The organism is Bacillus sp. GM2, assembly GCF_056155945.1.
In genome coordinates, this window is record NZ_JBRKSZ010000007.1 from 984,928 (window position 1) to 1,010,321 (window position 25,394).

A 25,394-nucleotide genomic window follows, 5' to 3' on the forward strand; every position below is an offset into this window, starting at 1 on the left:
TTTTCTAAAATAAAACAATATGTGGAAATTCAGTTTACGGAAACATGCGTCTTGCTGCATAGGGAGGTTTCGAATGCGAAAGTCATTTTTTTCAAAGATTTCGTTTTTGTTAATTGCGACATTGCTGATGTGGCTGAAAACGTATGTCGTCTACAAAACAAGCTTCAATATTAAAATTGAAAACTTCATGCAAGAGTTTATATTGTTCATCAACCCTTTAAGCTTTTTGCTGTTTATATTCGGAATCGGCCTGTTTTTTAAAGAAAAAAACAGGAACCGGTTTATTATCGGGGCAAGCATCGTCCTGACGTTTGTCTTGCTTGCGAACATGATCTTCTACCGTTTTTACAACGACTTTTTAACGATTCCTGTATTGTTCCAGACGAATAATATGGGCGATTTGGGAAGCAGTATCAACTCTTTGTTTATGCCGACTGATTTGCTTCTCATCGTCGACATTGCCATTTTAATTTGGCTGTACAAGCGCCAGCCTGCCAAAACAGGCGGAAAGGCGACAAGAAAGGAGCGCGCGGCTTACTATCTATTTGTCGCTGCCGTTTTCTTTTTCAATTTAGGGATTTCTGAGACAGAAAGACCGCAGCTTTTAACAAGATCGTTTGACAGGGAAGTTCTTGTGAAGAATATCAGCCTTTACAACTTCCATATCTATGACGGGCTGATCCAGTCAAAGCAGTCTGCACAGCGTGCGCTCGCCGACAGCAACAGCCTCACGGAGATTGAAAACTATGTCAACGCAAACCGCACGGACACCAATAAGAAACTGGCCGGGATCGCCAAAGGGCGGAATGTGATTCTCGTTTCCCTGGAATCCACCCAAAGCTTTGTCGTGAACCAAAAGTTAAACGGCAAAGAGATTACGCCTTATTTAAACGACCTGATAAAGAAAAGCTACAGCTTCGAGAATTTCTATCATCAGACAGGCCAAGGCAAAACGGCAGATTCCGAATTCATCGTCGACAACTCTCTCTACCCTCTTGGAAGAGGAGCGGTCTTCTTTACGAATGCAGGAAACGAATATACGGCAATGCCTGAAATAATGAAAAATCACGGCTATTATTCCTCGATTTTCCATGCGAACAACAAAAGCTTCTGGAATCGGGATATTATGTACGATACGTTGAAATACGATAAGTTTTACGATATCAATTCCTATGATGTAAACGAAGAAAACTCAGTGGGCTGGGGACTGAAAGATAAGGAATTTTTTGAACAAACATCAGAGCTGATGAAAGAAATGCCTCAGCCGTTTTATACCCGCCTGATCACGCTGACAAACCATTTTCCATTTGAGCTGGATGAGGAAGATAAACTGATCGATGAATTTGATTCAAAAAGCCGTACGTTAAACAGATATTTCCCGACCGTCCGCTATCAGGATGAAGCGCTTAAACGTTTTATTGAAAAGCTGAAAGAAGACGGCCTCTACGATAATTCTGTTATCGTGTTATATGGTGACCATTACGGGATTTCCGAAAACCATAACGAAGCGATGAGCCAATTCCTCGGCAGAGAAGTAACTCCGTTTGAGGAAGTGCAGCTTCAAAGAGTCCCGCTTGTGATCCACATTCCGGGAGTGACGGATAAAGAGCCGAAAGCCATTGACACCGTCGGCGGCCAAATCGACATTCGGCCGACTGTACTGAACCTTCTCGGAATCGATTCAAGCGATCAGATCCAGTTTGGAAACGACCTGTTTGCCAAAGACAAAACGGAGTTTACAGTGCTTCGCGACGGCAGCTTTATTACGAAAGACAAAGTATACACAGACGGCATATGCTATGATAAATCGACAGGAAAGCCGTCTAAAGATAAAAAAGGCTGTGAGCCGTACATTGAAAAAGCGAAACAGGAGCTTTCATATTCAGATCAAATCATTTATGGCGACTTGCTGAGGTTTTATGACAGCGAGCGCTTAAAAAAGCAATCTGACGCCAAGCCGAAAGACGAGTAAGCTTTTCTTTTGGCGGAGAAAGCTGATGCAGCAGGCCGGATATCGTTCCGGCCTGTTTTTAATGACAAGCGTCCGTCATCAAAATCATGATCCAAGCCGATGCCGGTTATGATATAATTGATAATGATTCTCTTTATCGATATTCAAACCAGAAAGAAGGTATGAAAGGTGAATATGAAAGGAAAGACGCTCGCGGGAGCATGCTTTGTACTATTATTGGTCTTAGCATTGACAGCATGCGGCAATCAAACAGAGAGCAAAGATTCTTCTTCTAAATCAAAAAGCGAAGAAACGATTACATACAAGGCTGAAAACGGAACGGTTAAAGTTCCGAAGCATCCGAAACGGGTGGTTGTCATGGCTGACGATTATTTCGGCTATTTCAAAACACTCGGTCTCAATGTAGTGGGTGCCCCTGACAGGGTATTCAAAAATCCTTATTTCAAGGGGAAAACCGATGGTGTGACAAATATTGGTGAAGGAAATTCCGCTGAAAAGGTTATTCAATTAAAACCGGACCTGATTGTTGTATGGACGACCCAAGGCGCTGATATCGAAAAGCTGGAAAAAATCGCTCCGACGGTCGCTTTGAAATATGACAGCTTGAATAACACTGAACGGCTGAAGGATTTCGCAAAAATGACAGGCACTGAAGATCAAGCGGAGAAATGGCTGGCTGAATGGGACAAAAAAGTTGCCGCGGCAAAATCAAAAATTCAAAAAGCGGTCGGGGACAAAACGGTTTCCATTATGCAAACGAACGGCAAAGAAATCTTTGTATTCGGCGATCAATTCGGAAGGGGAGGAAGCATTGTTTATCAAGATCTCGGCTTAAAGGCGACAAAGCTGACGAAGGAAAAAGCAATCGACGAAGGGCCGGGCTACACGAGCATTTCATTAGAAAAGCTGCCTGAATTCGCCGGAGATTATATATTTATAGGTCCCTGGGAAACAAGCGGAGACGACAGCTCCGTGCTTAATACCTCCATTTGGAAGAACCTTGGCGCGGTCAAACATCAACATGTCTATAAAATCGACCCTGTCGGCTTCTACTTTTCCGATCCGATTTCATTAGAGGGCCAGCTTGACTTTATTACAGAAAGCTTAGCGAACTAATAGAAGAACTTCCGCCTATTTAGGCGGAAGTTTCAGCTTGTCGACAAAGTCACAAAAAAGTGGCTTGATCGACAAGCTTTTTTTGTTAAAATGTGTGTGGAATCTAATTTTTGGAGGTTTTACCATGTTGACCAAACACTCTAAAGATCAGCGTGAACAGCTTGAAGTCGTTGCCTTAAGTGAGCTTGTACCTGAAGACCATTTGGTCAGGAAGATGGAAGAAGCCATTGATTTTTCATTTATTTATCAAAAAGTTGCCCCTCTTTATTCTTCAAAAGGGCGTCCAAGTATTGATCCTGTTGTACTGATTAAAATGGTGCTCATTCAATACGTGTTTGGTCATCGCTCCATGCGCGAAACCATTAAGCGAATCGAAACTGATGTAGCCTATCGCTGGTTTATTGGATATGGATTCTCTGAAAAAATCCCTCACTTTTCAACCTTCAGTAAAAACTATGAACGTCGCTTTCATGACACAGACCTATTTGAAACAATCTTCTATAGGATTTTACGTCAGGCCATGGATCTCGGCCTCGTCGATCCTTCGGTTGCCTTCATCGACAGCACACATGTCAAAGCGAATGCCAATAAGAAAAAGTTTGTGAAAAAGATCGTAAGAAAAGAAACAAGAGCTTATCAGGAACAGTTAGATCAAGAAATTAATGCCGATCGCGAAGCCAACGGCAAAAAGCCCTTAAAGCCCAGGCAATGCTCAGAAGAACGAGAAATAAAAGAAAGTACAACAGATCCTGAGAGCGGCTATTTTGTAAAGGGTGAACGGGAACGCCTTTTTGCTTATGGTTTTCATACAGCTTGTGACCGGAACGGATTTGTGCTGGGGACGGTTGTTGAGCCTGCCAATATTCATGACAGCCAAGTGTTCACGACCCTGTTTCAACAAGTGAAAGAGCGCGTCGCCAAGCCTCATACGGTCGCAGTTGATGCCGGATACAAAACACCGGTTATCGCAAAATTTCTTCATGAAGAAAACGTTCGCCCTGTTATGCCTTACACGCGTCCGCAAACCAAAAAAGGATTCATGAGAAAACACGAGTATGTTTACGATGAATTTTATGATGTCTATATCTGCCCGCAAGACCATATTCTCTCCTATCGCACAACCAATCGGCAAGGTTATCGAGAGTATGCTTCAGATCCAAATCGATGTAAACAATGTCCATTACTACATACGTGTACAGAAAGTAGAGATCATCGAAAGATGATTCACAGACATATCTGGCAGGATCATTTAGACGAAGCTGATCATCTTCGGCATACGGAAGAGAATAAACAAATCTATGCCAAACGTAAAGAGACGATCGAACGAGTTTTTGCCGATTTAAAACATAAGCATGGCTTGCGCTGGACAACCTTACGGGGAAAGAAAAAATTGTCCATGCAGGCGATGCTTGTTTTCGCTGCCATGAATCTGAAAAAGCTGGCGAATTGGACCTGGAAAGGTCCTAACCGCCAGCCTTCTGATCGAAATAATAGAATAAAATGGACAAAAACAGGTCGGATTTTTAAAATCCGACCTGTTTTGTCAACGGTCTGGAACTTCCGCCTATTTAGGCGGAAGTTTTTTTGCGGGCTGAAACCTTATTGAAAAAGCGTTTTTTAAGTGCAAACCGGGAGAGTATTTAAACAGGCCTTCATCATATGCTATTGTGGGAAGGATCATTGATGGCATTCATCAACATCAAACCGGAGTTAAAGCAGAATATGGAAAGATTGTCTGATATCCTGAACATACCCGAACCGCTTTTAATCAGCGCAAACGCGAATGCAGCCGCGGACGAATTTTATTTTCCGGGAGCACCTTTTCTAGCAGGAAAAAACGTTCCAGCAGCCGAAACATATGAACAGCTGCAATTATTGGTGAATCAATACACACTTGAAGATGAACAGTGGCTGACAAAAACAGTCGTTTACGATGCAGCAGAACTGAAAAAGGAAATTGACAGATTGACAGAGTGCTTTCCGTTTGTTACTTCCCGCGTCATCGGCCGCTCAAGCATGGGCCAGCCTATATACGAACTGCTCCTCGGAGCTGAAAATGCCGAAAAAAAAACGCATATAAATGCCTCTTTTCATGCCAATGAATGGATCACCACTTCTGTTTTGATGAAATGGCTCAAAGAATACTGTTATCATGTATGTACAGGCCGGTCCGCTTTAGGTTTTTCACCGCACGACATTTTTTCATCAACAAAGCTTTCCGTCGTGCCGATCGTTAATCCCGACGGGGTTGATCTTGTGCTTAAAGGTCCCGGTCATCTTGGGATCGCGCGGGAAGCACTGGATGAGATGAATGAGCATCAGCCAGATTTCCGGGAATGGAAAGCCAATATAAACGGAGTGGATTTAAATAATCAGTTTCCGTCTTTTTGGGAGATCGAAAAACAGAGAAAACCGCCCAAATCCCCTTCCTACAGGGACTACCCCGGAGATGAACCGCTGACAGAACCGGAAGCGGCAGCGATGAGGGATTTAATCGCAAACGAGCCGCCTGATCGGCTTGTGGCGCTTCACACACAGGGAGAGGAAATTTATTGGGGCTATAAGGGGCTGGAGCCTCCTGAATCAGCTGATGTGATCCAAACATTTGAGCGCCTGAGCGGTTATAAGGGCGTCAGATATATAGACAGCTATGCAGGATTTAGAGATTGGTTTATTCATTTTTTCGGAAGAGAAGGATATACCGTTGAACTCGGCAAAGGAAAAAATCCTTTACCGCTAAAACAATTTGACGATATATATTGTAAAAGCAGAGGCATACTTTGGGCATCCTGCTTTTTTGAAAGCTGAAACTTTTCACGGTGAAAATCGTAAATTAGACAGTGACAGCCAATCATTTATGGAGGGAGAATGGCCGGTTTGAGAGTTTCGTTATGGCTTATTGCCGCTGTGATGACCGTGGCTGCGGCTGGTTGCACACCGCAGCATCAGGAAGGAACGAAAAGCGTTCATCATGAGGAGCCGGAAGGGAAAAGAAAAAGCAGTGCAGCAGTAAAAGATAAAAAAGTAATAGCGCTGAAGGACCGGCACTTTGATGAGGCGGCAGGATGGCTTGATAATGAAACCGTTATATACACCGCAACCGATCCGGTCGCAGGAAGTAAAGTCAAATCATATGATATATTTAAAGGGACGGGCGAAACGATCTACAAGACGGATGACAGGCTGATAGCGGCGGAAGTAAACAGGGAAAAAGGCATGATTCTCATCCAAACCGCCGGAAACGGCTCTGAAATGAAGTTAACTTTGCTTAATTTACAGGGAAAACAGCTATACACAAAAAAATTTCGCACGCATGAACTGCAAGTGGACTGGAATCGGTTTGACCCTTATCTTTTATACGTCACAACTTTTACGAAAGACTGGAATTATGAATCGCGCCTGATTGATGCGAAAGAAGAGCAAACTGAAAAAGACATCGCACAGGCCGCCTTTGTTCATTGGACTTCCGCCGACACTTTTGAATATATCAAATGGAATGAACGGGACCGGGAAAAACCGGCTCCTGTTTATTCCTACAACACAGCGGACGGACGGGAAAAGAAGCACGCCGATGATGCCGTACTGCTTGATGTTCTGGGGGATATGCGGCTGATCGTAGCGCCTTCATCCAATCATCGCCAGGGCACCTACATATTTTCAGACGTTTCTTCGTCGGACAAGAAAATTTCTTTCAAGTTGCCGCTGTTCTCGGAATATGGCAGCCTGTCACCGATGGAATACAGTTACGACCCTCGGCATGAGCTGTTTTATACGTATCAGCCGAATGAGTCGGGCTCCTTGTATGATCTGATTTCCGTCAGTCTCAAATCCGGCAAACGGGAAGTCATTCGTGAAAAAGTGGAAATGCTTCCGATTACCGTATCTCCTGACGGGGATTATGCATTGTACGGTTATACCCAGGATCAAATCATTTCATTCAACTCAAAAACAGCAGCGCCCCTTGTGACAAAAGAATAGAAAGGAGAATGGACAGTGGCCATAGCAGACGTTACCATCATACCGATCGGTACCGAGACTCCGAGCGTAAGCGCGTATGTAGCGGAGATTCAAACCATTTTAGAAGGATTTAAAAAAGAAGGCAAAATCCATTATCAACTGACACCGATGAATACTTTGATTGAAGGGGAATTAAGCGATTTATTTGAGGTGATTCAGACGATTCACGAAGCACCTTTCCAAAAAGGCATCCACAGAGTGGCGACAAATATCAGGATTGACGACCGCCGTGACAAGAAAACGACGATGGAAGGCAAGCTTGCAAGCGTCCAGCGTCATTTCAGCCAATAAGAAAAACAGCCTTATTCCGGAATAACGGAATAAGGCTGTCTTTGTCTGAAGGCACCGGGTTTAGTGGACTGTCGGATACCCGCTGTTAATGATTGTCATGACGGTAAACCATCCAAACACTAAAAAAGCCGCCCCGCCAAATAAGATGCCAAGAACGTTGATTTGTTTAAGAGAACGAAGAACTCCAAGAGCAGATAATATCGTGACTAGACCGAAAATGATCACGAGCAACATTAATATAAACCCCCTTCGTTTGGATCCCCTGCAGTATATTTCCAATTTTATTTTAACCGTTTTCATCAAATTTGTCGAGGACAACATGATTCATTGAAAGTTTCCCGCAAAACCTTCATAATGGAACAAAGAAAGATGAATCTGAGGTGAAGAAAATGAAATGGAGAAGAATGCCTTTAGGGCCTATCCAGACGAACGCTTATATTTTATCCCATGACGACGGTACCTGCTTAATATTTGATCCCGGCAGCGAATCAGGGAAGCTGAATGCATACATAAAAGAAAACGGCCTGAAACCTCTTGCTGTATTGCTTACTCACGCTCATTTTGATCATATCGGAGCTGTGGACAATGTCAGAAAAAAATGGAACATTCCTGTATACGTACATAAAAATGAAGCTGAATGGCTGACCGATCCTTCATTAAACGGTTCAGCGCTGCTTACAGGACAGATGATCACAGCAGAAAAAGCAGAGCATCTGATCGAAGAAGAGGGGGATCTTAAAATCGGCTCTTTTACGCTCCGCATGCTCTTTACGCCTGGACATTCTCCGGGCAGCGTCTCGTATTATGCGGAAGAGGAAAACCTGATCGTTTCCGGGGATGTTTTGTTTCAAGGAGGGATCGGGCGTACAGACCTGCCGGGAGGCAATCAAAAGGTGCTGATGGACAGCATTCATCAAAAACTGCTGACGCTTCCGGAAGAGACGCTTGTGTTAAGCGGTCACGGCCCCGAGACGGACATTGCAACAGAACAGGAACAAAACCCGTTCATCAACGGATTTACTTTGTAAAACATAAAGAAGACGATCCAGATGGATCGTCTTCTTTAATGGCCTCCCTGCCCGGGAACCATAATAAACACAGAATAATATGTAAATGCGGCAAAAAAGACTGTCAAGTAAGCACCGAAAATATAAATGTACATCCGCTCGGTCAAGTTGAGATACGATAAGAACACAAAGAATACAGTTTGACCGAAGAACAGCAGTGATGCATCTTTCATATTTCCTAAATAAAACATGACCGCAAAGATACCTGTCCAGAAACCTAACACACGGAACATGCGATTCATTTATATCCCTCCCAAAAAGCCCCTTTGATTTTATTATAAGCCAATTTATCTTGAAATGTAAACATTTTCATTTTGGGAAAATCAATTCATTTTTTACAATTTTGTGATAAGCATTTTTAAAAAATCACCTGTCACGTGTTTAAACGGAAAATATCACGGGTACTAGAACATACAAAGACAAAGTCAGTACATTTTAAGGAGGAATCATTCATGGAAGAGCTGACCTTTTATTCATACCCGAGCTGCACATCATGCCGGAAAACGAAACATTGGCTGAAAGCGAACCAAGTTGATTTTACAGAGCGGCATCTTTTCAGGGAAACGCCGAATCAGGACGAGCTGAAACATATTTTGTCTCTCACGACCGAAGGAATCGATGAGATATTGGCGACAAGAAGCCAGGCATTTAAAGAGTTAAATCTTGATATTGAAGAATTAACGGTAAGCGAAGTGCTGGAATTGTTAATTCAAAAACCAAAGCTGCTGAGACGCCCGATTATCGTAAACGGCGATAAGCTGGTTGTCGGATACAATCCCGGCGAACTCTTAAAATTAAAAAAACACACCTTACACCGTTCTGTTTCCTGAAAAAAACGAAGATTGCTGACACATTGCATGTTCAGCATATCTTCGTTTTTTCGCCTGTGTAACTGGGCTAGCTGGATTCGAACCAGCGCGTCACGGAGTCAAAGTCCGTTGCCTTACCGCTTGGCTATAGCCCAATGCGCTTACGTATAGTGTAGACAATCGAATTCGTTTTATACATAGTGATCAAAATGTTGGTCATATAGCCGATTGATTTAAAGGAAAAAAATGAGGAGGATTGACATGGAAAACAAGCATGCAGCCCTTTATGAGTATGTGGTCAAACAGGCGGACAGAATCACCGATGAATGGCTGTCCCGAACAGCGTCTGAAAAAGAAAAAACGGCAAAGCAATATAAGGACTTTATACTGGCTGTTTCAAAGGTATTTGCTAAGGAAGAACAGGCGCTCTGCTGGGATAAAGCCTCCGGATGCGCCAAGGAAATTGCCTACGACAGGGCTGTCAGCCAAATTCCGGTGACTGAAAGCATAAAGGGTTTTAAAGTGTGCCGTGAACTTTTAATAGATGAAATCGAGCATTTTTCAGATAAACATGCACCGGACTGTTCGAAAAAAGACTTTTTTATCTGGAATAAACAGCTTCACTCAATGATGGATGAGGTTATTGAACAGTTTATTCTTGAATATGAGCATACGACAAAGAGCCAATTGAAGGCGCAGACCGAGATGATACGCGAACTGAGCGCACCGGTTATACCGGTATCAGAACACATCGGTGTGCTGCCGCTCATTGGCGAAATTGATACTCACAGGGCAACGGTGATCATTGAATCTGCGCTTAAGCAGTGTGCTGAGCTTCATCTCTCGCATCTGTTTATTGATATTTCCGGTGTTCCTGTCGTCGATACGATGGTTGCCTACCAGTTGTTCAAAGTCGTAGACAGCACAAAACTGCTTGGTGTTGAGACGGTTCTTTCGGGTTTGAGACCGGAGATTGCCCAAACAGTTGTGAAGCTTGGCATGGATTTTTCGCATATTAAAACAGAACAGAGCCTTGCTAAGGCGCTTTGCAATAAAGGCTTTTGCATCCGTGAAAACGGCAAGGCTGAAGAGAAGGTTTAAATTTCTCATTTCAGCAGCCGGAAGCTGAATAAAATAGTCAAATCGGTATTCGGAAATTCCGTTTTTGCTTCGTATTCAGCTTGATTTGCGATCTTTAAGGATTTGATGCTTCCGATGTTTTTCGTATAAACTGCGCTTAGAAAGGAGGCGCAATGTTTTGTACACGATTGAATCATTAAGCGGAAGATTAATTGACGAGGCATATAGAATGAAGGCGTCAGACATTCATATTGTTCCCGGTGAAAAAGAGGCGGTGGTCCGCTTCAGGATTGATGATGAACTGTTTCAAAAAGACAGATTAACGAGAAATGAGTGCTCAAGGCTCATTTCTCACTTTAAATTCCTTTCTTCGATGGACATTGGGGAAAGACGGCTGCCGCAAAGCGGAGCTTTAACTCTTTATATCAACCGTCAGCCCGTTCATTTAAGAATGTCCACTCTGCCCACCATCCATGATGAAAGCTTGGTCATCAGGCTTCTTCCCAAGATGAGCAGCAAGCCGCTCACAAAGCTCTCATTGTTTCCGAGTGCAACATTCAAGCTGCTGTCTTTTCTGAAGCATTCCCACGGATTAATGCTTTTCACCGGTCCGACAGGCTCGGGGAAAACGACAACACTCTATTCTTTAATTGAATACGCCAAGCGGCATTTTAAGCGAAATATTATTACCTTGGAAGACCCTGTCGAATCAAGAAGCGAAAACATTTTGCAAGTGCAAGTTAATGAAAAAGCGGGCATGACTTATTCTGCGGGGTTGAAGGCGGTGCTTCGCCACGATCCGGACATGATCATCCTTGGGGAAATTCGCGATGCCGAAACAGCACAAATCGCAGTCAGGGCAGCTTTGACAGGACACCTTGTTTTATCGAGCATGCATGCGAAAAATGCAAAAGGCGCGATATACAGGCTGCTCGAGTTCGGAGTTGATATGACAGAAATTGAACAAACACTGGTCGCAATCAGCGCCCAACGCCTCGTCGGTCTCGTCTGCCCGTTTTGCGGCGACAGCTGCTCTTTATATTGCAGATTGTCGAGGCCTGTGAGAAGAGCAAGCGTCTTCGAACTTTTGTACGGAAAAAGCCTCAATCTCTGCATCGAAGAAGCAAAAGGCAGGTGCAGTGGCATGAAAACAGAAACTTTGAAAACGCTAATCCAGAAGGGAATAGCACTCGGATATCTGCCGTCGAATACTTATGAACGCTGGATAGGCCATGAAGATTAAAATGAAGTGGCCCGTCCTGGAACAGGCGGACATTCTGAAAAAGCTCGGAGACATGATGAAGAGCGGATATACGATTTTGGATGCTTTAAGTATGCTGAAACTGCAATTGAATGAAAGGCGAAGAGCAGATCTGACATTTGCGATGGAGAAGCTGACAGAAGGGCGACCTGTGTTTCAAGTACTTGAAATGATTTCCTTTCATAAGGATGCTGTTACCATTGTTTACTTTGCCGAACAGCACGGGAATTTGCCATATGCCTTTCGGCAGAGCGGAGAGCTGCTTCACCGCAAGATCGCTCAAACCGAAAAAATAAAGAAAGCCGCCAGATATCCTTTGTTTTTAGTTTTAACGGTCTGCGTCATTATCTCTATTATGAAATCGGCAATCATCCCGCAATTTTCCGCGATCTATGAATCAATGAACGTTGAAACGTCTATTGCAACGACCCTCATCTTTTCGGTTTTTGATCATTTTTATCTTTTTATCGCAGGAATGTTGTTGATTGCCGCCGCTTTATCCCTCTATTATCTGTGTTCATTTCGCCATAAACCTCCAGAAGACAAAATGACCTTTCTCATTAGAATTCCCTTGCTGGGCCAAACCTTCAAACTATTCAACAGTTATTTTTTATCGCTCCAATTGAGCAATCTTTTGCAAGCGGGTCTGTCTGTATATGACAGTTTAAAAGCATTTGAAAGCCAGCCGTTTTTATCATTTCATAAAAATGAAGCGAAGCGCCTCATCGAGCGGCTGAAACAAGGGGAGAGTCTGGAGCAGATGCTGGCCGGGCATCCGTTTTATGAAAATGATTTGGCAAAGGCTGTTGCTCACGGCCAATTAAACGGACACTTATACAGAGAGCTGTATTCATACAGTCAATTTTTGATTGAGCGGCTTGAACGGAAAGCAGAAAAATGGACAGGTCTGATCCAGCCATTGATTTACGGGCTAACAGCGGCGATGATATTAATTCTTTATTTGTCTATGCTTTTGCCAATGTATCAAATGATGAACCAGTTATAAGGAGGACGGAACTGTGAATGAAAAGGGATTTACACTGATAGAAATGTTAGTCGTCATGCTCGTCATCTCCATCCTGCTGTTGATCACCATACCGAATGTGACCAAGCATAATCAAAGTATTCAAAAGAAAGGATGCGAAGGCTTAATTAATATGGTTCAAGCGCAAATCACGGCTTATCAAATGGATCATGACGGGAAAATGCCGAGCAGGGCGGACCTTGAATCTGAAGGTTACGTGAAGAAGAACTTAAAGTGCCCGAATGGGAAAGAAATTAAAATTTCAAACGGCAAAGCACAGGCTGATTGACGGTTATGAATCAAAAAGGATTTACGCTTTTGGAAAGTCTTACTGTATTGATGATCGGTTCCATTATGCTCTCTCTTCTCTTTGCCGCACTGCCTCCCGCTTATGAAAAAAGAGTTGTTCAGCATTTTGTCTCACAGCTTGAAGAGGATTTGCTTTACGCTCAACAGACAGCTCTCGTCCGCCATGCGAAGGTTAAGGTGCAGTTTGACTTTGCCGGCTGCCGCTATATTATTAAGCACGCGGACGAAGGCTCATCGCCTAAGCTGGTCAGGACATACAGTTGCCATATTGCGTTCAAAAAAGCGACGCTCAAACGAACTCTTACTTTTAACCCAAGCGGAGTTCCGAATCAAGGGGGAAAAATCGTGATCGATACACAGCACGCCTCTTTTGCACTGACGATCTATTTAGGAAGCGGAAAGATTAATGTGCAAAAAAAATAGAGGCTTTACAACAGTTGAAGCTGTTTCCGCGTTCGGCATTTGGGTCATGATCACCATGTTATTGATTCCTATGGTTCATCAGCTGTCTTTGCAACGCGGGGCATCCGAAAAAGAAGAAGAGGCATATCGCATATTGGATGAAAAGATCAGCCGCTACACGCTGACCGGACGGTTTCAGCCTAAAGAAACCGTGCTTTACCGAAACACATCTTACTTTATTGAATGGAAGGAGCAGGGAGATGATTATGAAGTATGCATCTCCATTAAAAAAAGAGACAGTCAAAGGAGTTGCTTCACCATTTTGCGGTCAAAAGGGATTTACCCTTCTTAATGTACTGGTTTCCTTAATGGTGTATATGTTCATTGCAGGAACGATGGCCTCGATATTTCATCTGTTTTTATCCCCGGAAAGAAACGGTGCGGATATTCACCCGCGTGAATGGACGATTACTGCCGAGCAAATATTGAAGGAGTGCAGGAATTCACTTGATATAAGAGCGGCCGGCGATCATCAGTCATTGGAAATGACAAATCGCCAAGGTGCCGCCGTTCGCTATGAGAAATATCAGACAGTTATTCGAAAAAGAGTCAATGGAAAAGGTCATGTGCCGCTTTTACAACATGTCAAACACATGAGTTTTGTGATTGAAGATCATTTGCTGACCCTTGAAGCTACAAGTTTAAGCGGCAAGTCATACCGTAAGTCCATTCCGCTCTATCATATGTAAAGGGTGATCACGTGAAAAATTCAAAAGGATTCATTTATCCGGCTGCTGTTTTCACAGCTGTGATTTGCATGCTCTGCACGAGTCATTCAGCCGTTTTATTAACGAATCAACGAATGTTTGCACAGCAAACAAAAGAATTTCATATTCAGCAAAACCTTCTCCAAAATGGAATTCTCCATGCCTTGTCTCATATTCACGAAGAGACAAAAGAGAAAATTCAAAAACAGCATGGCTTGATATCGTATACTGTCAATCCGGCTCATCAGCAGCTCAAGCGAGTGAAGATAGAGGTAACGACAGCTTCCGGCACAGAAACGAGCGCTGAATTTCAATATGATTTGAGCACTAAGAAAATCACACAGTGGAAAGAATATTAAAAATTGTGTGTCGGAATCATGAAGAATGTATAAAAAAAGATTCGTATGACAACACTTCAACTGACAGAACTCCCCAAGAGGTGACGTGATGAAAACGAACGATTATGTTAAATATATGACGGAACAGCTCGTAAAATATATGGACACGCCTAAGCAGGAAAGAAAAGAAATGAAAGAAAAACGTAAAGAATCGAAGCCGCCGTCCAGGATTTATCAATGGTTCGGCATTCTTCCTCTTGGCTGTATCATGTTTTTTAAACGGCATAAATAAAGACAAGCCGCTTTCTACTGCAAAGCGGCTTATTTATATTCTTCCACAACGACGACTTTGTTGATTTTGTGTGTCGCAGGATCAAATGAAATTGTGACAAACACTCCGAAATTTTTATTTCCTTCACTCAATGTGACATGGTATTGTTTGACCGCTTCATCCGCCCGCTTTCGATCCCATACTTTTTTCGTGAGACGCACTTCTGCTTCCGGATACCTCTTTTTTGCTTCCTCAACCGCTTTTTCTTCCCACTTAGACATGCGGGCTGTTTCGTAAGCTGCCGCATGGGCATTGAGCGGCCCAATGCTTGCAAGCAGTAAAAAAGAGCATAACATGGCGTTTTTCAGCACGGGGCATCATCCTTTCTATCCTATTTTTTCCTTGTCAACAGTGTTTATACAAAAATGAAGAAGAAATTATGTACTTTATAAAGAACTTCAAACTTTTCGAAAAGATGAGAATTTGAGAGATTTTTTGAGGAATTAAACGAAAATGTTCTATAAAACGAACTTAATCGACTATTTTGATAGTTTTCAAAAGGTACATTTGTTCTTTATACTCTAACTATCAAGTTCTTTAAAACGAACGATCAGAAAAAGCCATTACATACTCGCTAGGAGGGTAGTCATGATCCGATTATCTCGAACTAGGAGATCCCGAAAAAGAGCCGGAAAAAACATCATCGTTTTTCAAACGCTGCTGATCATTTATCTTTTAATTGGATTGGGGAGTCAGCTGTCACAGCATACAAACGCATCATTTCACGATGTGGAAGCATACAGCATGACAATGAAAGCGGCCTCATCATTTCCTCAAGATGAGAAACAGTGGGACGGGAGCAATTTGAAGCTTCAAAAACAGACAAAGACGAAAGGTACGGTCTGTGCACCGCTGACATTGTTTGCAGAATATAAAAACCGCGGCAGCCAAATCGCCGACTCTGAATGGAAGTGGGAGCTTCATAAACTCGGTAATGCCAAAAAGCCGCTAGAGGACGGGACTGTCATCGATAAAGGCGCGTTCAAAAAAGAAGCCGAAAAGAGCATCTACCGGATAGAGTCAAAGCGGGCGGCAAAAGGAGGGCTCTACGCTTTTAAATTGATTAAGCCCGAAGGCCATCCCGATGTGAAAAAGGGCAAACCTTTCATTTGGTCAAATGTGATGGAGCTTCAAGAATGCAAAGAAGAAACACCGAAGCCGCCTAAAAAAGCTTCAGGAAAGCCAAAGCAAACAGAACAGACAGAAACACGGGAAAAGTCTGAACAGGACATAGAGAAAACACCAAAGAGCAGTGAATCCATAGAAAAAGAAAATAGAAAAGAAGAAAATTCATTAGAAAGCGGGGAAGCGTCATGAAACATGTGATGAAATGGGTCAGCAATATCTTATATGTGATTATTTTCACACTCATCATCGCCGCGGTCATCGTCGTGATTTCGACAAAGTCGTCCGGCGGAGAGCCGCAACTCTTCGGCTATCAATTGAAAACGGTTTTATCCGGTTCGATGGAGCCGGAGTTTAAAACAGGTTCTGTGATAGCCGTTCAAAAGATTGAAAATCCCGGGTCTTTGAAAAAGGGAGATATCATTACATTCATGCAAGACGAAAACACCATGGTTACCCACCGAATTATCGGTATAACAAAAAATAAATCAAATCTTATGTTTAAAACAAAGGGTGACAATAACCAAAACCCTGATTCCGATCCGGTGCTGGCAGAAAATGTTGTCGCTAAGTATTCGGGCATTACGGTTCCGTATGCCGGGTATTTGCTGGATTTTGCAAGTAAACCGATCGGCACAGCCATATTGCTGATCGTGCCGGGACTCTTGTTGATTCTTTATGCAGTGATTACTGTATCCGCGGCTTTAAGAGAGATTGACCAAAAAACTAAAGCAATTGAAGCCGCCGGGAAAGATCAATCAGTTTCCATGTAATCTTCGTTGGTCACCTGAACATTCAGGTCTCCATATATACAGATTTTCTTATTATAAAAGGAGGAGTTATCAATGGGTACAAAGAAAAAACTCGGATTAGGCGTTGCGTCTGCTGCGCTTGGACTGGCATTAGTAGGAGGAGGAACTTGGGCTGCGTTTAACGATATCGAAACAACTCAAGCAACTTATGCAGCAGGTACGCTTGACCTGAATGCGAAAGATACATCTGCAAGGGTGAACTTGTCCAACTTAAAACCTGGCGACAAATTCACTAAAGATTTCGAATTCAAAAATGACGGATCACTTGCGATTAAAGAAGTGCTGATGCAGGTTGGCTACAGCAATTTTGTTGACGGAAACGCGAAAAACGGCGGAAAAAGCACAGCGGAAGACTTCCTGAAACAATTTAAAGTCAGCGTTCTGACTGTCGGAGTTGAAGGCGGAAACGGCTATCCTAAAAACATCATTTTAGATGAAGCCAACCTTTATGATTTGTACAATATGTCCGCGAAAAAAGATAAGGCCGCGTACGAAAAAGTGAAGAAAGCAATCGAGCCAGAGTTCCTGCATGACAATGGCAAAATCAATGTAGCGACAATCAACGGAAAAACGGCGCCTGAATACGACGGCATTCCGAAAGATCCATATGACTTTGACAAAGTTCAATTGGTGATTGAGTTCGTCAATGACAAAACAACAGACGCCAGCGGCAGAATGGTACAGAACAAATATCAAGGAGATTCTGTGCAGCTTGACTTCTCATTCGAAGCTACTCAATGGAACGGCTTGACAATCGACGGCAAAAAACATGCCGATGAAAAAGGTTATGTAAAAGAGAACGAAAGAGCGCACAGTGAAGATAAATAATGGTGCAATTTAAAAAACGGATCTATATGATCCGTTTTTTTATGTTCATGAGGAATCGGCTTATTCAGCGTAAAAAATGCCAAAGGGAGTAAGATATGTTTCCCTTACTCCTTTTCCTGTCTTTTCTTCCACTTTTGATAATCTAAAAATTCTCGAAATTGTTTTTTAGAAACCCCTGATGCCATAGCGTCACGAACTAGATTTTCCCATTCACTATCTAATTGACCATCGTATTCGGTTTCATCTTTCTCATCGAGCAGGGTATGAACCGAGACGTCCAGAACAGCGGAGACTTTTTCTAGAAATTGAATGGAGGGGTTTGTTTGCAAGTTTCTTTCTATTGAACTTAAATAAGACTTCGCTACCCCAGCCTTTTCAGCTAGTTCAGATAGTGAGTAGCCTTTTTCTTTTCGATATTGTTTAATACGCTGGCCAATCAATGTCATCACCTTCCTTTCGATATTATAGCACATTCAGAAAGGATTTATTGAATGACTTCTTTCAATTGATGCGGAAGGTTTTGAAGACTTCTTACCCAAATTGAGAAAAATACGTATATCCTCTGGACTAATGCCTTGTTCAAGAGCGTGTTTAATCAGTTCTATCCACTCCTCATCCAATTCTTCTTTCTCATTTTTATCTTTATTCATGCATTTCCCCCCCAAAATACTTCATTATGTATTTCAGACAACCGTGTTGTGATAAACAAAGATAAACCCCGAGACTCAACACTTTACCAAGCTTGTCCAAATGGTGTTACGAAAGTTCTCCCTATCTCTTTAGTTCTATTATAAGTCCAGCTCACTGAATAAAAACAAGAATGGTGTCGAATCGGAAAAATTATCGTGAATTTTTTTTGTGCAAATAAAATAATCCCCCGTTTTGAACTTTAATATCGATTTTAGGCTCGTAAAGCGTTTGGAGAGCCTTTTTCTCAATTTCGTATTCCTCCGGTTTTTCTTCAGTATCCTCGTAAAATTGGTTTAAAAGTGACAGGTCGTTATTCCAACGTCTCAGGGAAGCTTCAGCCCAATCAAGCGGCTCGCTTCTGGCCGCCTGTTCGATATAGCGCTCAAGCCGTTTAATGCCGCTTTCCGGCTTAATCAACGGCGACATCGTGTAGCAGTAGTCAGAGATCTGTGAAGAGAGATCGCGGGCCTCCATTTGTTCTTGAAACGATTCGACCAGCTGACCGCTGATTAAATGAAGGCCGAGAGACAAAAGCTTATCTTTTTTCATGTCGGATTGGTACGAGATCGTCACATTCATGCCGAGCCATGGTTCCAGGGAAATATGGGCTCCATCGGAACGGATTTTCTCATAAAGGCGAATATATTTGCCGTTTTTTTGCACGGCCTGGAAAATTTGAAAAAGTCTTGGTGATCCAAAATGAATAAACTCACCTTCGATATCGGAAGGGGCCTCGTCTTCATTCGTGATCAGCGTGATTTTCATCGGATTAGGTTCTCCGCCCGTCTTTTCGAGCCAGTGCCAGTAAAACGGCCTGTTCATAATCTGTTTATCGACTTCAACCGTCAGCTGCACAGTCATGTGGCCTGAACTTTTGTCGGTGATCGTGCAGCCGTTTGCGATGAAAAAGCGTTCTAAAAACAGGTATATTTCTTCCTGACGCATTTGATTTTAGCCTCCGATCTGTTCTTGGTTTGAAACGGCTTCATTTCCGTATGAAATGAAAGAGGTTAAGTTTTCCATTTTAATCTTCATTTCCTCGTCTGTCGCGGAGTAAAAGAGAATGTCATGAAGGTGGTCTTCAAAATTGCCGACCTCGATTTTTGTTAAAATATCATCCAAGTCTCCGACGACTTTTTCGAACAAATGGATCTTTTCATAGAGAAGTTTTAAAATATGCTCTTCTACGGTATGCTTTGTTGCCATGTTGTAAATGTAAACATCGCGTTCCTGGCCGAGCCGGTGAATCCGGCCGATCCTTTGTTCGAGACGCATCGGGTTCCACGGAAGGTCATAGTTGATGATTTTATTGCAAAATTGAAGGTTGATCCCTTCACCGCCTGCTTCAGTCGCGATCAGAACTTGAACTTTGCCCCTGAACAAATCTTTCATCCAGTCTTTCTTTCCTCTTTTAAATCCGCCTCTGAACGGTACAGAACTGATGCCGTTCTGCTGGAGGAACCATTGCAGATAAATCTGCGTCGCCCTGTATTCAGTAAAGATGATGACTTTGTCATCGAGTTCTTGAATGAGCTCAACAACTTTCAGCGCTTTTGAATTTTGCGCGACCTCGTTGACCTTTTCGATCAAATGGTGGATGACAGGTTCGGAGATCACCGGCGCTTCGCGATCCTTTCGGTCAAGCATGTTTTTCAGCGTCATATAGACAGCTTCTCTGCTTGAACAGCATTCGCGCTCCAATGTCATGATTGAGAACATGCTTGATGAATGCTGATGACTTGTCTTCAGCTTTTTAATCTCGTCATACAAAGCCTGTTCTGTAGGAGAAAAGGAAATGGGCACGGTTTCGACATGGCGCTTCGTCCAGGTGATGCCGGTATCATGCCGTCTGTTTCTGATCATGACTTTATTGATAAGGGACTTTAAGCGTTCATGCGCTTCAGCTGAATTGATCTGTTTTGTATAATCTTTGTTGAAGTTGCTTTCATTTCCCAAGTGTCCGGGTTTTAGCAGGGAAACGAGATTAAATATTTCGTCGATCTTGTTTTGGATGGGCGTCGCCGTCAGCATCAGGCAATATTTTTTCTTTAAGCTGCGGACAAACTCGTAATTTTTTGTTTTATTGTTTTTCAGTTTGTGAGCTTCATCAATAATCACCACATCATACTGGATCGACAAAACCGTCTCCCTGTGCGGCGACCGCTTTGCCGTGTCAAGGGAGGAGACGACAACATCGCACTGCTCCCAGACATAGCTTTTTTTCTGTTCCACGGCCGGAATTAAAAACTTTTCCCGCAGTTCCTTCACCCATTGCGAGACGAGCGAGGCGGGGACGAGGATTAAGATTTTCTTGGCCAGCCCGCGAATCATGTATTCTTTTAATATCAGCCCAGCCTCGACCGTTTTGCCGAGGCCCACTTCATCCGCCAAGATGGCTTTTCCGTTCATCTGCTCGACTACCTTCCGGGCGACTTCGAGCTGATGGGGAAGCGGGGTGAAGCCTGGGAGGTGATAAGGGGCCTGCAAGCCTTCAAACGTCGGAATCGCAAGCCTTTTCTGCACTTCACAGGAAAGCTTGTAAAGCTCCCAATTCGCCCATGGTCCGTCTTCATCAAGGTGCTTTTTGAACTGTTCCGGCCACTCGTTGTCGAAATGAATGTCTGGTCTCATCACTAATGCCGCCTTTCTCTTCTGAGATTCAAATGTTCTTTTTTAAAAGAAAATATTGCGTGAAAAAAACGGATTTTACTAACAAATAAACAAAACACGAACATTCTTATTTTAAAATAATAAATTGTTAATGATTTTTCCTGTTGCCCAATTGTTGTGATGATGGTAGGATATTTGTAGATCATCAGTAAAAAAATCATAAGCTTTATATAGTATGTCCATGAAAAGAAATGAATATGAGCGAATGACAGCAAGGGGAGAGACCGATAGCGGGAAACCTTAAAGCGGCGCCGAAGGAGCAAGCTGGGGATACAGTGAATCTCTCAGGCAAAAGAACTCTTGCTTGACGCAACTCTGGAGAGAGTTTGTATCATATGATGTTTTAACAAACCACCAAAGGGGACATCTTTGCTTTTGATGCAAAGTAAACTTTCAGGTGCCAGGACAGAGAGCCTCAGAACTGACAAAGGGGCTTCTCTGTCCTTTTTTGTGCCGTCCAAAGCGGCGGAACCATCCAGGTGATGTTGGAATCTTTCTTGTTTTCTGATGATTGGCAAACTTGTTTTTAGTTTGAAAAGCGAAGGGGGAAGCAGAATGCTTAAACGAACGCCTTTATTTGACCTTTATAAGGAATATGGCGGAAAAACGATTGATTTTGGCGGCTGGGAACTGCCTGTTCAATTTTCTTCAATTAAAGAGGAGCATGAAGCCGTCAGGACGAAAGCGGGGCTTTTTGACGTCTCACACATGGGGGAGGTCGAAATCACAGGAACAGACAGCCTTCCGTTTTTGCAAAAACTGTTGACAAACGATGTTTCGACACTGAAAGAAGGCGGTGCCCAGTATACGGCCATGTGCTATGAAGACGGCGGAACGATCGACGATCTCCTCGTCTATAAAAAAGCGGCCAATGTCTACATGCTCGTCATTAACGCAGCCAATATCGACAAAGACGTCGATTGGATGAACAAGCACCAAGAAGGAGACGTTTCGGTTCGAAACGTGTCTGGCGAGATTGCGCTGCTTGCCCTTCAAGGACCGAAGGCCGAATCGATTTTAAAACAGGTCGCAGATAGCGATCTTGCCGGGTTAAAGCCGTTTACGTTCAGGGATGATGCGGCGATTGGCAGCGTGCAGGCGCTTGTGTCCAGAACGGGATACACGGGAGAGGACGGCTTTGAGATTTACTGCCGGAGTGAAGATGCAGCCTACATTTGGAAGCTGCTTCTTGAAACGGGCAAGGATTCGGGATTAGTGCCGTGCGGCCTCGGGGCCAGAGATACGCTGAGGTTTGAAGCGAAGCTGCCGCTGTACGGACAAGAGCTCTCAAAAGATATTACACCGATCGAAGCCGGCATCGGATTCGCCGTCAAAACAAACAAAGCCTCGGACTTCTTCGGAAAAGCCGTCCTGGCAAGCCAAAAGGAACATGGAGCGGACAGAAAGCTCGTCGGCCTTGAAATGATCGATAAAGGCATTCCAAGGCACGGCTACGCCGTCTATTATCAAGGCGAACAAGCAGGCGAGGTGACAACCGGCACACAGTCGCCGACCTTAAAGAAAAACGTCGGCCTCGCATTGCTGAAAAAAGAAGCCTGCGCCCTCGACACCGTCGTTGAAGTGGAAATCAGAAATAAGCGCTTGAAAGCCAAAATCGTGAAAACCCCATTTTACAAACGGCAGCCGTAAGTTTGCCATGACCGTGAAAGGAGACTGAAGATGAAGCACCGTTACCTGCCAGCTACAGATCAGGATAAAAAAGAAATGCTTGAGGCAATTGGAGTCGAGAAGATCGAAGAGCTATTCTCCGATATACCCGAAAGCGTCAAATTTAAAGGGGAATACCAAATTAAAAAGGCAAAGTCCGAGACTGAGCTCACAAAAGAGCTGACAAAACTCGCGGCTAAAAATAAAGATACAGTGATGCACGCCTCTTTTTTGGGAGCGGGCGTATACGATCATTACCAGCCCGTCATCGTGGACCACGTGATTTCGCGGTCGGAATTTTACACGGCTTATACACCGTATCAGCCTGAAATTTCTCAAGGGGAGCTCCAGGCGATCTTTGAATTTCAAACGATGATTTGCGAGCTGACGGGCATGGATATCAGCAACTCGTCGATGTATGACGGGGGAACGGCATTAGCCGAAGCGGCAATGCTTGCTTCAGGACATACAAAAAAGAAAAAAATTGTCGTTTCGGAAACCGTCCATCCCGAATCGCGCGAGGTTTTAGTAACGTATGCGAAAGGACAGTACATCGACGTGGTAGAAGTCCCTGCCAAAAACGGAACAACAGATCTTGCGGCTCTTGATGAAGCCGTCTGTGAAGATACAGCAGCAGTGATCGTCCAATACCCTAACTTTTTCGGGCGAATTGAGCCGCTGAAAGACATTGAACCGATCGCCCATAAAGGGAAAAGCATGTTCATCGTGTCCGCCAATCCGCTGGCTCTCGGGCTTTTAACACCGCCCGGGGCACTGGGAGCTGACATCGTTGTCGGGGATGCCCAGCCGTTCGGAATACCGGCCGCTTTCGGCGGGCCGCACTGCGGATTCTTTGCCGTCACGAAAAAATTGATGAGAAAAGTGCCTGGCCGTCTCGTCGGTCAGACGGAAGATGAAAACGGGAAAAGGGGATTCGTTCTCACCTTGCAGGCGCGCGAGCAGCATATCAGACGGGATAAAGCAACATCAAATATATGCTCCAACCAGGCGCTCAATGCGCTTGCCGCATCAGTCGCCATGACGGCGCTCGGCAAAAAAGGCGTCAAGGAAATCGCATGGCAGAACCTGCAAAAAGCGGCTTACGCAAAAGAAGCAGCTAAACGGGCCGGTCTTGAAGTCGTGTTTGACGGACCGATGTTCAATGAGTTTGTCGTCAGGCTCAATGAACCTGTCGAAAAAGCGAATGAACGCCTGCTTGAGAAAAATATTATCGGAGGCTACGATCTCGGCGCTTCATATCGGGATTTAAAACAGCACATGCTGATCGCCGTGACAGAGCTCAGAACAAGAGAGGAAATCGATACACTCATGAATGAATTGGGGGATCGCCATGAATAATCAGGATCAATCGCTTATTTTTGAAGTATCAAAAGAAGGGCGGGTCGGCTACAGCCTTCCTGAGCTTGACGTCCCTAAAACAGATGTGACAGACGTCCTTGACGAAGCGTATCTCAGAGATGAACCGGCAGATCTCCCCGAAGTGTCTGAGCTTGATATTATGCGCCATTATACGGCTTTATCAAGGCGCAACCACGGAGTGGATTCGGGCTTTTATCCGCTCGGTTCATGCACGATGAAGTACAATCCGAAGATTAACGAAAAAATCGCGAGAATCCCAGGACTTTCTGCGATCCATCCGCTCCAGGATGAACGGACCGTGCAGGGTGCGCTAGAGCTCTTGTACGACTTGAGCGAGCATTTGGAAGAGATCACGGGGATGGATGAGGTCACCCTTCAGCCGGCTGCGGGTGCGCACGGCGAGTGGACCGGGCTGATGATGATCCGCGCGTTCCATGAGGCAAACGGCGATCATAAAAGGACGAAGGTCATTGTACCTGATTCGGCCCACGGTACAAACCCGGCGTCTGCGACTGTTGCCGGATTTGAAACGGTCACCGTCAAATCGAATGACGACGGTCTTGTTGATCTTGAAGATTTAAAGCGTGTCGTAGATGAAGAAACAGCCGCGTTAATGCTGACTAATCCAAATACGCTCGGCCTTTTTGAAGAAAATATTTTAGAAATGGCTGAAATCGTCCATAAAGCCGGAGGAAAGCTGTACTATGACGGAGCGAACCTGAACGCCGTTCTCAGCAAAGCAAGGCCGGGTGACATGGGATTTGACGTCGTCCATTTGAACCTTCACAAAACCTTTACAGGACCGCATGGAGGCGGAGGACCTGGATCAGGCCCTGTCGGCGTCAAGAAGGAATTGATTCCGTATTTGCCGAAGCCGGTGCTGGTGAAAAAAGATGGCCGTTATACCTTTGACCATGACCGTCCGCATTCGATCGGCAGGGTGAAACCTTACTACGGAAACTTCGGCATCAATGTGAGAGCTTATACGTACATTCGTTCAATGGGGCCGGACGGGCTCAAAGAAGTAACGGAAAACGCCGTTTTAAATGCGAATTATATGATGAGAAAGCTTGCTCCATACTACGATCTGCCGTTTGACCGGCACTGTAAGCACGAATTTGTGCTGTCGGGAAGGCGCCAGAAAAAGCTGGGAGTCAGGACGCTTGACATCGCAAAGCGGCTTTTGGACTTCGGCTTCCATCCGCCGACTATCTATTTCCCGCTCAATGTCGAGGAATGCATCATGATTGAACCGACAGAAACAGAGTCTAAAGAAACGCTCGATGCGTTTATCGATACGATGATCCAGATTGCAAAAGAAGCGGAGGAAACGCCTGAAGTCGTTCAGGAAGCACCGCATTCAACCGTTGTGAAACGCATGGATGAAACAAAAGCTGCGCGGAAGCCCGTGCTGCGTTATGAAAAATGATAAGAAGC

30 protein-coding genes, 1 tRNA gene and 1 riboswitch are annotated in these 25,394 nt (G+C 44.1%); of the genes, 23 read left to right on the forward strand and 8 right to left on the reverse strand.

Annotated features, from left to right (window positions below; translation table 11 throughout):
* Positions 1-73: 73 nt before the first annotated feature.
* From ACVC9U_RS06035 to ACVC9U_RS06060, 6 genes are all read left to right on the forward strand, one after another.
* Entirely contained in the window at positions 74-1,972 is a 1,899-nt protein-coding gene (locus ACVC9U_RS06035; protein WP_075752333.1) for an LTA synthase family protein, read from the forward strand.
* A 174-nt stretch (positions 1,973-2,146) separates the two neighbouring features.
* Entirely contained in the window at positions 2,147-3,088 is a 942-nt protein-coding gene (locus ACVC9U_RS06040) for an iron-hydroxamate ABC transporter substrate-binding protein (RefSeq protein WP_075752517.1), read from the forward strand.
* Between the two features lie 124 nt (positions 3,089-3,212).
* Positions 3,213-4,694 (forward strand): IS1182 family transposase, encoded by a 1,482-nt coding sequence (locus ACVC9U_RS06045; protein ID WP_441390273.1) that lies wholly within the window; start codon positions 3,213-3,215, stop codon positions 4,692-4,694.
* A 77-nt stretch (positions 4,695-4,771) separates the two neighbouring features.
* A complete protein-coding gene (locus ACVC9U_RS06050; protein WP_075752335.1) occupies positions 4,772-5,896 on the forward strand; it encodes a M14 family metallopeptidase in 1,125 nt (374 codons plus the stop codon).
* 60 nt (positions 5,897-5,956) lie between these two features.
* A complete protein-coding gene (locus ACVC9U_RS06055; protein WP_075752337.1) occupies positions 5,957-7,066 on the forward strand; it encodes a YqgU-like beta propeller domain-containing protein in 1,110 nt (369 codons plus the stop codon).
* A 15-nt stretch (positions 7,067-7,081) separates the two neighbouring features.
* Positions 7,082-7,396, forward strand: coding sequence for an MTH1187 family thiamine-binding protein (locus ACVC9U_RS06060; RefSeq protein ID WP_075752339.1), 315 nt, complete (start codon positions 7,082-7,084; stop codon positions 7,394-7,396).
* Positions 7,397-7,456: 60 nt separating this feature from the next.
* On the opposite strand, the gene ACVC9U_RS06065 is transcribed toward ACVC9U_RS06060, so the two are convergent.
* A complete protein-coding gene (locus ACVC9U_RS06065) occupies positions 7,457-7,630 on the reverse strand; it encodes a DUF2759 domain-containing protein (protein ID WP_003183486.1) in 174 nt (57 codons plus the stop codon).
* Positions 7,631-7,785: 155 nt separating this feature from the next.
* Here ACVC9U_RS06065 and ACVC9U_RS06070 point away from each other — a divergent pair, with 155 nt between their 5' ends.
* Positions 7,786-8,424, forward strand: coding sequence for an MBL fold metallo-hydrolase (locus ACVC9U_RS06070; protein WP_145651079.1), 639 nt, complete (start codon positions 7,786-7,788; stop codon positions 8,422-8,424).
* A gap of 35 nt (positions 8,425-8,459) precedes the next feature.
* Here the strand turns inward: ACVC9U_RS06070 and ACVC9U_RS06075 are convergent, their stop codons facing one another.
* Positions 8,460-8,705, reverse strand: coding sequence for a DUF2626 domain-containing protein (locus ACVC9U_RS06075; protein WP_020452180.1), 246 nt, complete (start codon positions 8,703-8,705; stop codon positions 8,460-8,462).
* Positions 8,706-8,915: 210 nt separating this feature from the next.
* Between ACVC9U_RS06075 and ACVC9U_RS06080 the strand changes: the two genes are divergently transcribed.
* Complete coding sequence (locus tag ACVC9U_RS06080; protein WP_003183482.1) at positions 8,916-9,293, forward strand: Spx/MgsR family RNA polymerase-binding regulatory protein; 378 nt, start codon at positions 8,916-8,918, stop codon at positions 9,291-9,293.
* Between the two features lie 62 nt (positions 9,294-9,355).
* Here the strand turns inward: ACVC9U_RS06080 and ACVC9U_RS06085 are convergent.
* Positions 9,356-9,427, reverse strand: a tRNA-Gln gene (locus tag ACVC9U_RS06085).
* 106 nt (positions 9,428-9,533) lie between these two features.
* Between ACVC9U_RS06085 and ACVC9U_RS06090 the strand changes: the two genes are divergently transcribed.
* The 9 genes from ACVC9U_RS06090 to ACVC9U_RS06130 all read left to right on the forward strand — a co-directional run bounded on the left by ACVC9U_RS06090 (position 9,534) and on the right by ACVC9U_RS06130 (position 14,745).
* A complete protein-coding gene (locus tag ACVC9U_RS06090) occupies positions 9,534-10,373 on the forward strand; it encodes an STAS domain-containing protein (RefSeq protein WP_441390277.1) in 840 nt (279 codons plus the stop codon).
* A 157-nt stretch (positions 10,374-10,530) separates the two neighbouring features.
* Positions 10,531-11,595 (forward strand): competence type IV pilus ATPase ComGA, encoded by a 1,065-nt coding sequence (comGA, locus tag ACVC9U_RS06095; RefSeq protein WP_145651076.1) that lies wholly within the window; start codon positions 10,531-10,533, stop codon positions 11,593-11,595.
* On the forward strand, positions 11,585-12,619 hold the full coding sequence (comGB, locus tag ACVC9U_RS06100) for a competence type IV pilus assembly protein ComGB (RefSeq protein ID WP_441390280.1): 1,035 nt from the start codon (positions 11,585-11,587) through the stop codon (positions 12,617-12,619). The genes comGA and comGB overlap by 11 nt, the downstream gene beginning before the upstream one ends.
* A gap of 13 nt (positions 12,620-12,632) precedes the next feature.
* Positions 12,633-12,926: a competence type IV pilus major pilin ComGC gene (gene comGC / locus ACVC9U_RS06105; RefSeq protein WP_441390281.1), complete on the forward strand. Its 294-nt coding sequence runs from the start codon at positions 12,633-12,635 to the stop codon at positions 12,924-12,926.
* Positions 12,927-12,931: 5 nt separating this feature from the next.
* Positions 12,932-13,369, forward strand: coding sequence for a competence type IV pilus minor pilin ComGD (comGD, locus tag ACVC9U_RS06110; RefSeq protein ID WP_075752351.1), 438 nt, complete (start codon positions 12,932-12,934; stop codon positions 13,367-13,369).
* On the forward strand, positions 13,353-13,700 hold the full coding sequence (gene comGE, locus ACVC9U_RS06115; RefSeq protein WP_075752353.1) for a competence type IV pilus minor pilin ComGE: 348 nt from the start codon (positions 13,353-13,355) through the stop codon (positions 13,698-13,700). Before comGD ends, comGE begins: the two co-directional genes overlap by 17 nt.
* 25 nt (positions 13,701-13,725) lie before the next feature.
* A complete protein-coding gene (gene comGF / locus ACVC9U_RS06120; protein ID WP_256700642.1) occupies positions 13,726-14,097 on the forward strand; it encodes a competence type IV pilus minor pilin ComGF in 372 nt (123 codons plus the stop codon).
* Positions 14,098-14,108: 11 nt separating this feature from the next.
* Positions 14,109-14,474, forward strand: coding sequence for a competence type IV pilus minor pilin ComGG (comGG, locus tag ACVC9U_RS06125; protein ID WP_075752357.1), 366 nt, complete (start codon positions 14,109-14,111; stop codon positions 14,472-14,474).
* 88 nt (positions 14,475-14,562) lie between these two features.
* Positions 14,563-14,745, forward strand: a complete 183-nt coding sequence (locus tag ACVC9U_RS06130) for a YqzE family protein (protein WP_020452171.1) — start codon at positions 14,563-14,565, stop codon at positions 14,743-14,745.
* 29 nt (positions 14,746-14,774) lie between these two features.
* On the opposite strand, the gene ACVC9U_RS06135 is transcribed toward ACVC9U_RS06130, so the two are convergent.
* Positions 14,775-15,080: a YqzG/YhdC family protein gene (locus ACVC9U_RS06135; RefSeq protein WP_154495412.1), complete on the reverse strand. Its 306-nt coding sequence runs from the start codon at positions 15,078-15,080 to the stop codon at positions 14,775-14,777.
* A 292-nt stretch (positions 15,081-15,372) separates the two neighbouring features.
* On the opposite strand from ACVC9U_RS06135, the gene tapA reads away from it, so the two are divergent.
* From tapA to tasA, 3 genes are all read left to right on the forward strand, one after another.
* Complete coding sequence (gene tapA, locus ACVC9U_RS06140) at positions 15,373-16,101, forward strand: amyloid fiber anchoring/assembly protein TapA (RefSeq protein ID WP_075752361.1); 729 nt, start codon at positions 15,373-15,375, stop codon at positions 16,099-16,101.
* The gene (sipW, locus tag ACVC9U_RS06145) at positions 16,098-16,682 is read left to right on the forward strand and encodes a signal peptidase I SipW (RefSeq protein ID WP_075752363.1); all 585 of its coding nucleotides are present in this window, start codon (positions 16,098-16,100) and stop codon (positions 16,680-16,682) included. The genes tapA and sipW overlap by 4 nt, the downstream gene beginning before the upstream one ends.
* Before the next feature lie 72 nt (positions 16,683-16,754).
* Positions 16,755-17,549: a biofilm matrix protein TasA gene (gene tasA / locus ACVC9U_RS06150; RefSeq protein ID WP_075752365.1), complete on the forward strand. Its 795-nt coding sequence runs from the start codon at positions 16,755-16,757 to the stop codon at positions 17,547-17,549.
* 104 nt (positions 17,550-17,653) lie between these two features.
* Here tasA and sinR read toward each other — a convergent pair whose 3' ends face one another.
* The 4 genes from sinR to ACVC9U_RS06170 form a co-directional block, all read right to left on the reverse strand.
* Positions 17,654-17,989 carry a transcriptional regulator SinR gene (gene sinR / locus ACVC9U_RS06155; RefSeq protein WP_006637528.1) on the reverse strand — a complete coding sequence of 112 codons (336 nt, stop codon included), beginning with the start codon at positions 17,987-17,989 and terminating at the stop codon, positions 17,654-17,656.
* A gap of 33 nt (positions 17,990-18,022) precedes the next feature.
* Positions 18,023-18,199: an anti-repressor SinI gene (sinI, locus tag ACVC9U_RS06160; protein WP_075752367.1), complete on the reverse strand. Its 177-nt coding sequence runs from the start codon at positions 18,197-18,199 to the stop codon at positions 18,023-18,025.
* A 190-nt stretch (positions 18,200-18,389) separates the two neighbouring features.
* Positions 18,390-19,184, reverse strand: a complete 795-nt coding sequence (locus tag ACVC9U_RS06165) for a YqhG family protein (protein WP_441390287.1) — start codon at positions 19,182-19,184, stop codon at positions 18,390-18,392.
* A gap of 6 nt (positions 19,185-19,190) precedes the next feature.
* Complete coding sequence (locus ACVC9U_RS06170) at positions 19,191-20,870, reverse strand: DEAD/DEAH box helicase (protein ID WP_020452163.1); 1,680 nt, start codon at positions 20,868-20,870, stop codon at positions 19,191-19,193.
* A 244-nt stretch (positions 20,871-21,114) separates the two neighbouring features.
* Positions 21,115-21,219, forward strand: a riboswitch (glycine riboswitch).
* Between the two features lie 245 nt (positions 21,220-21,464).
* On the opposite strand from ACVC9U_RS06170, the gene gcvT reads away from it, so the two are divergent.
* From gcvT to gcvPB, 3 genes are read left to right on the forward strand one after another with little or no spacing between them, the layout of a single operon-like run.
* The gene (gcvT, locus tag ACVC9U_RS06175; protein WP_023855182.1) at positions 21,465-22,559 is read left to right on the forward strand and encodes a glycine cleavage system aminomethyltransferase GcvT; all 1,095 of its coding nucleotides are present in this window, start codon (positions 21,465-21,467) and stop codon (positions 22,557-22,559) included.
* 30 nt (positions 22,560-22,589) lie between these two features.
* Complete coding sequence (gene gcvPA / locus ACVC9U_RS06180; protein ID WP_020452161.1) at positions 22,590-23,936, forward strand: aminomethyl-transferring glycine dehydrogenase subunit GcvPA; 1,347 nt, start codon at positions 22,590-22,592, stop codon at positions 23,934-23,936.
* A complete protein-coding gene (gene gcvPB / locus ACVC9U_RS06185; RefSeq protein WP_023855181.1) occupies positions 23,929-25,386 on the forward strand; it encodes an aminomethyl-transferring glycine dehydrogenase subunit GcvPB in 1,458 nt (485 codons plus the stop codon). The genes gcvPA and gcvPB overlap by 8 nt, the downstream gene beginning before the upstream one ends.
* Positions 25,387-25,394 lie beyond the last annotated feature (8 nt).

What these genes read in the sequence shown, in the direction of transcription:
- ACVC9U_RS06035 (WP_075752333.1), top strand. Translation starts at nt 74, where the DNA reads ATGCGAAAGTCATTTTTTTCAAAGATTTCGTTTTTGTTAATTGCGACA.
- ACVC9U_RS06040 (WP_075752517.1), top strand. Translation starts at nt 2,147, where the DNA reads ATGAAAGGAAAGACGCTCGCGGGAGCATGCTTTGTACTATTATTGGTC.
- ACVC9U_RS06045 (WP_441390273.1), top strand. Translation starts at nt 3,213, where the DNA reads ATGTTGACCAAACACTCTAAAGATCAGCGTGAACAGCTTGAAGTCGTT.
- ACVC9U_RS06050 (WP_075752335.1), top strand. Translation starts at nt 4,772, where the DNA reads ATGGCATTCATCAACATCAAACCGGAGTTAAAGCAGAATATGGAAAGA.
- ACVC9U_RS06055 (WP_075752337.1), top strand. Translation starts at nt 5,957, where the DNA reads ATGGCCGGTTTGAGAGTTTCGTTATGGCTTATTGCCGCTGTGATGACC.
- ACVC9U_RS06065 (WP_003183486.1), bottom strand. Translation starts at nt 7,630, where the DNA reads ATGTTGCTCGTGATCATTTTCGGTCTAGTCACGATATTATCTGCTCTT.
- ACVC9U_RS06070 (WP_145651079.1), top strand. Translation starts at nt 7,786, where the DNA reads ATGAAATGGAGAAGAATGCCTTTAGGGCCTATCCAGACGAACGCTTAT.
- ACVC9U_RS06075 (WP_020452180.1), bottom strand. Translation starts at nt 8,705, where the DNA reads ATGAATCGCATGTTCCGTGTGTTAGGTTTCTGGACAGGTATCTTTGCG.
- ACVC9U_RS06080 (WP_003183482.1), top strand. Translation starts at nt 8,916, where the DNA reads ATGGAAGAGCTGACCTTTTATTCATACCCGAGCTGCACATCATGCCGG.
- ACVC9U_RS06090 (WP_441390277.1), top strand. Translation starts at nt 9,534, where the DNA reads ATGGAAAACAAGCATGCAGCCCTTTATGAGTATGTGGTCAAACAGGCG.
- comGB (WP_441390280.1), top strand. Translation starts at nt 11,585, where the DNA reads ATGAAGATTAAAATGAAGTGGCCCGTCCTGGAACAGGCGGACATTCTG.
- comGD (WP_075752351.1), top strand. Translation starts at nt 12,932, where the DNA reads ATGAATCAAAAAGGATTTACGCTTTTGGAAAGTCTTACTGTATTGATG.
- comGE (WP_075752353.1), top strand. Translation starts at nt 13,353, where the DNA reads ATGTGCAAAAAAAATAGAGGCTTTACAACAGTTGAAGCTGTTTCCGCG.
- comGF (WP_256700642.1), top strand. Translation starts at nt 13,726, where the DNA reads ATGTTCATTGCAGGAACGATGGCCTCGATATTTCATCTGTTTTTATCC.
- ACVC9U_RS06130 (WP_020452171.1), top strand. Translation starts at nt 14,563, where the DNA reads ATGAAAACGAACGATTATGTTAAATATATGACGGAACAGCTCGTAAAA.
- ACVC9U_RS06135 (WP_154495412.1), bottom strand. Translation starts at nt 15,080, where the DNA reads ATGTTATGCTCTTTTTTACTGCTTGCAAGCATTGGGCCGCTCAATGCC.
- tapA (WP_075752361.1), top strand. Translation starts at nt 15,373, where the DNA reads ATGATCCGATTATCTCGAACTAGGAGATCCCGAAAAAGAGCCGGAAAA.
- sipW (WP_075752363.1), top strand. Translation starts at nt 16,098, where the DNA reads ATGAAACATGTGATGAAATGGGTCAGCAATATCTTATATGTGATTATT.
- tasA (WP_075752365.1), top strand. Translation starts at nt 16,755, where the DNA reads ATGGGTACAAAGAAAAAACTCGGATTAGGCGTTGCGTCTGCTGCGCTT.
- sinI (WP_075752367.1), bottom strand. Translation starts at nt 18,199, where the DNA reads ATGAATAAAGATAAAAATGAGAAAGAAGAATTGGATGAGGAGTGGATA.
- ACVC9U_RS06165 (WP_441390287.1), bottom strand. Translation starts at nt 19,184, where the DNA reads ATGCGTCAGGAAGAAATATACCTGTTTTTAGAACGCTTTTTCATCGCA.
- ACVC9U_RS06170 (WP_020452163.1), bottom strand. Translation starts at nt 20,870, where the DNA reads ATGAGACCAGACATTCATTTCGACAACGAGTGGCCGGAACAGTTCAAA.
- gcvT (WP_023855182.1), top strand. Translation starts at nt 21,465, where the DNA reads ATGCTTAAACGAACGCCTTTATTTGACCTTTATAAGGAATATGGCGGA.
- gcvPA (WP_020452161.1), top strand. Translation starts at nt 22,590, where the DNA reads ATGAAGCACCGTTACCTGCCAGCTACAGATCAGGATAAAAAAGAAATG.
- gcvPB (WP_023855181.1), top strand. Translation starts at nt 23,929, where the DNA reads ATGAATAATCAGGATCAATCGCTTATTTTTGAAGTATCAAAAGAAGGG.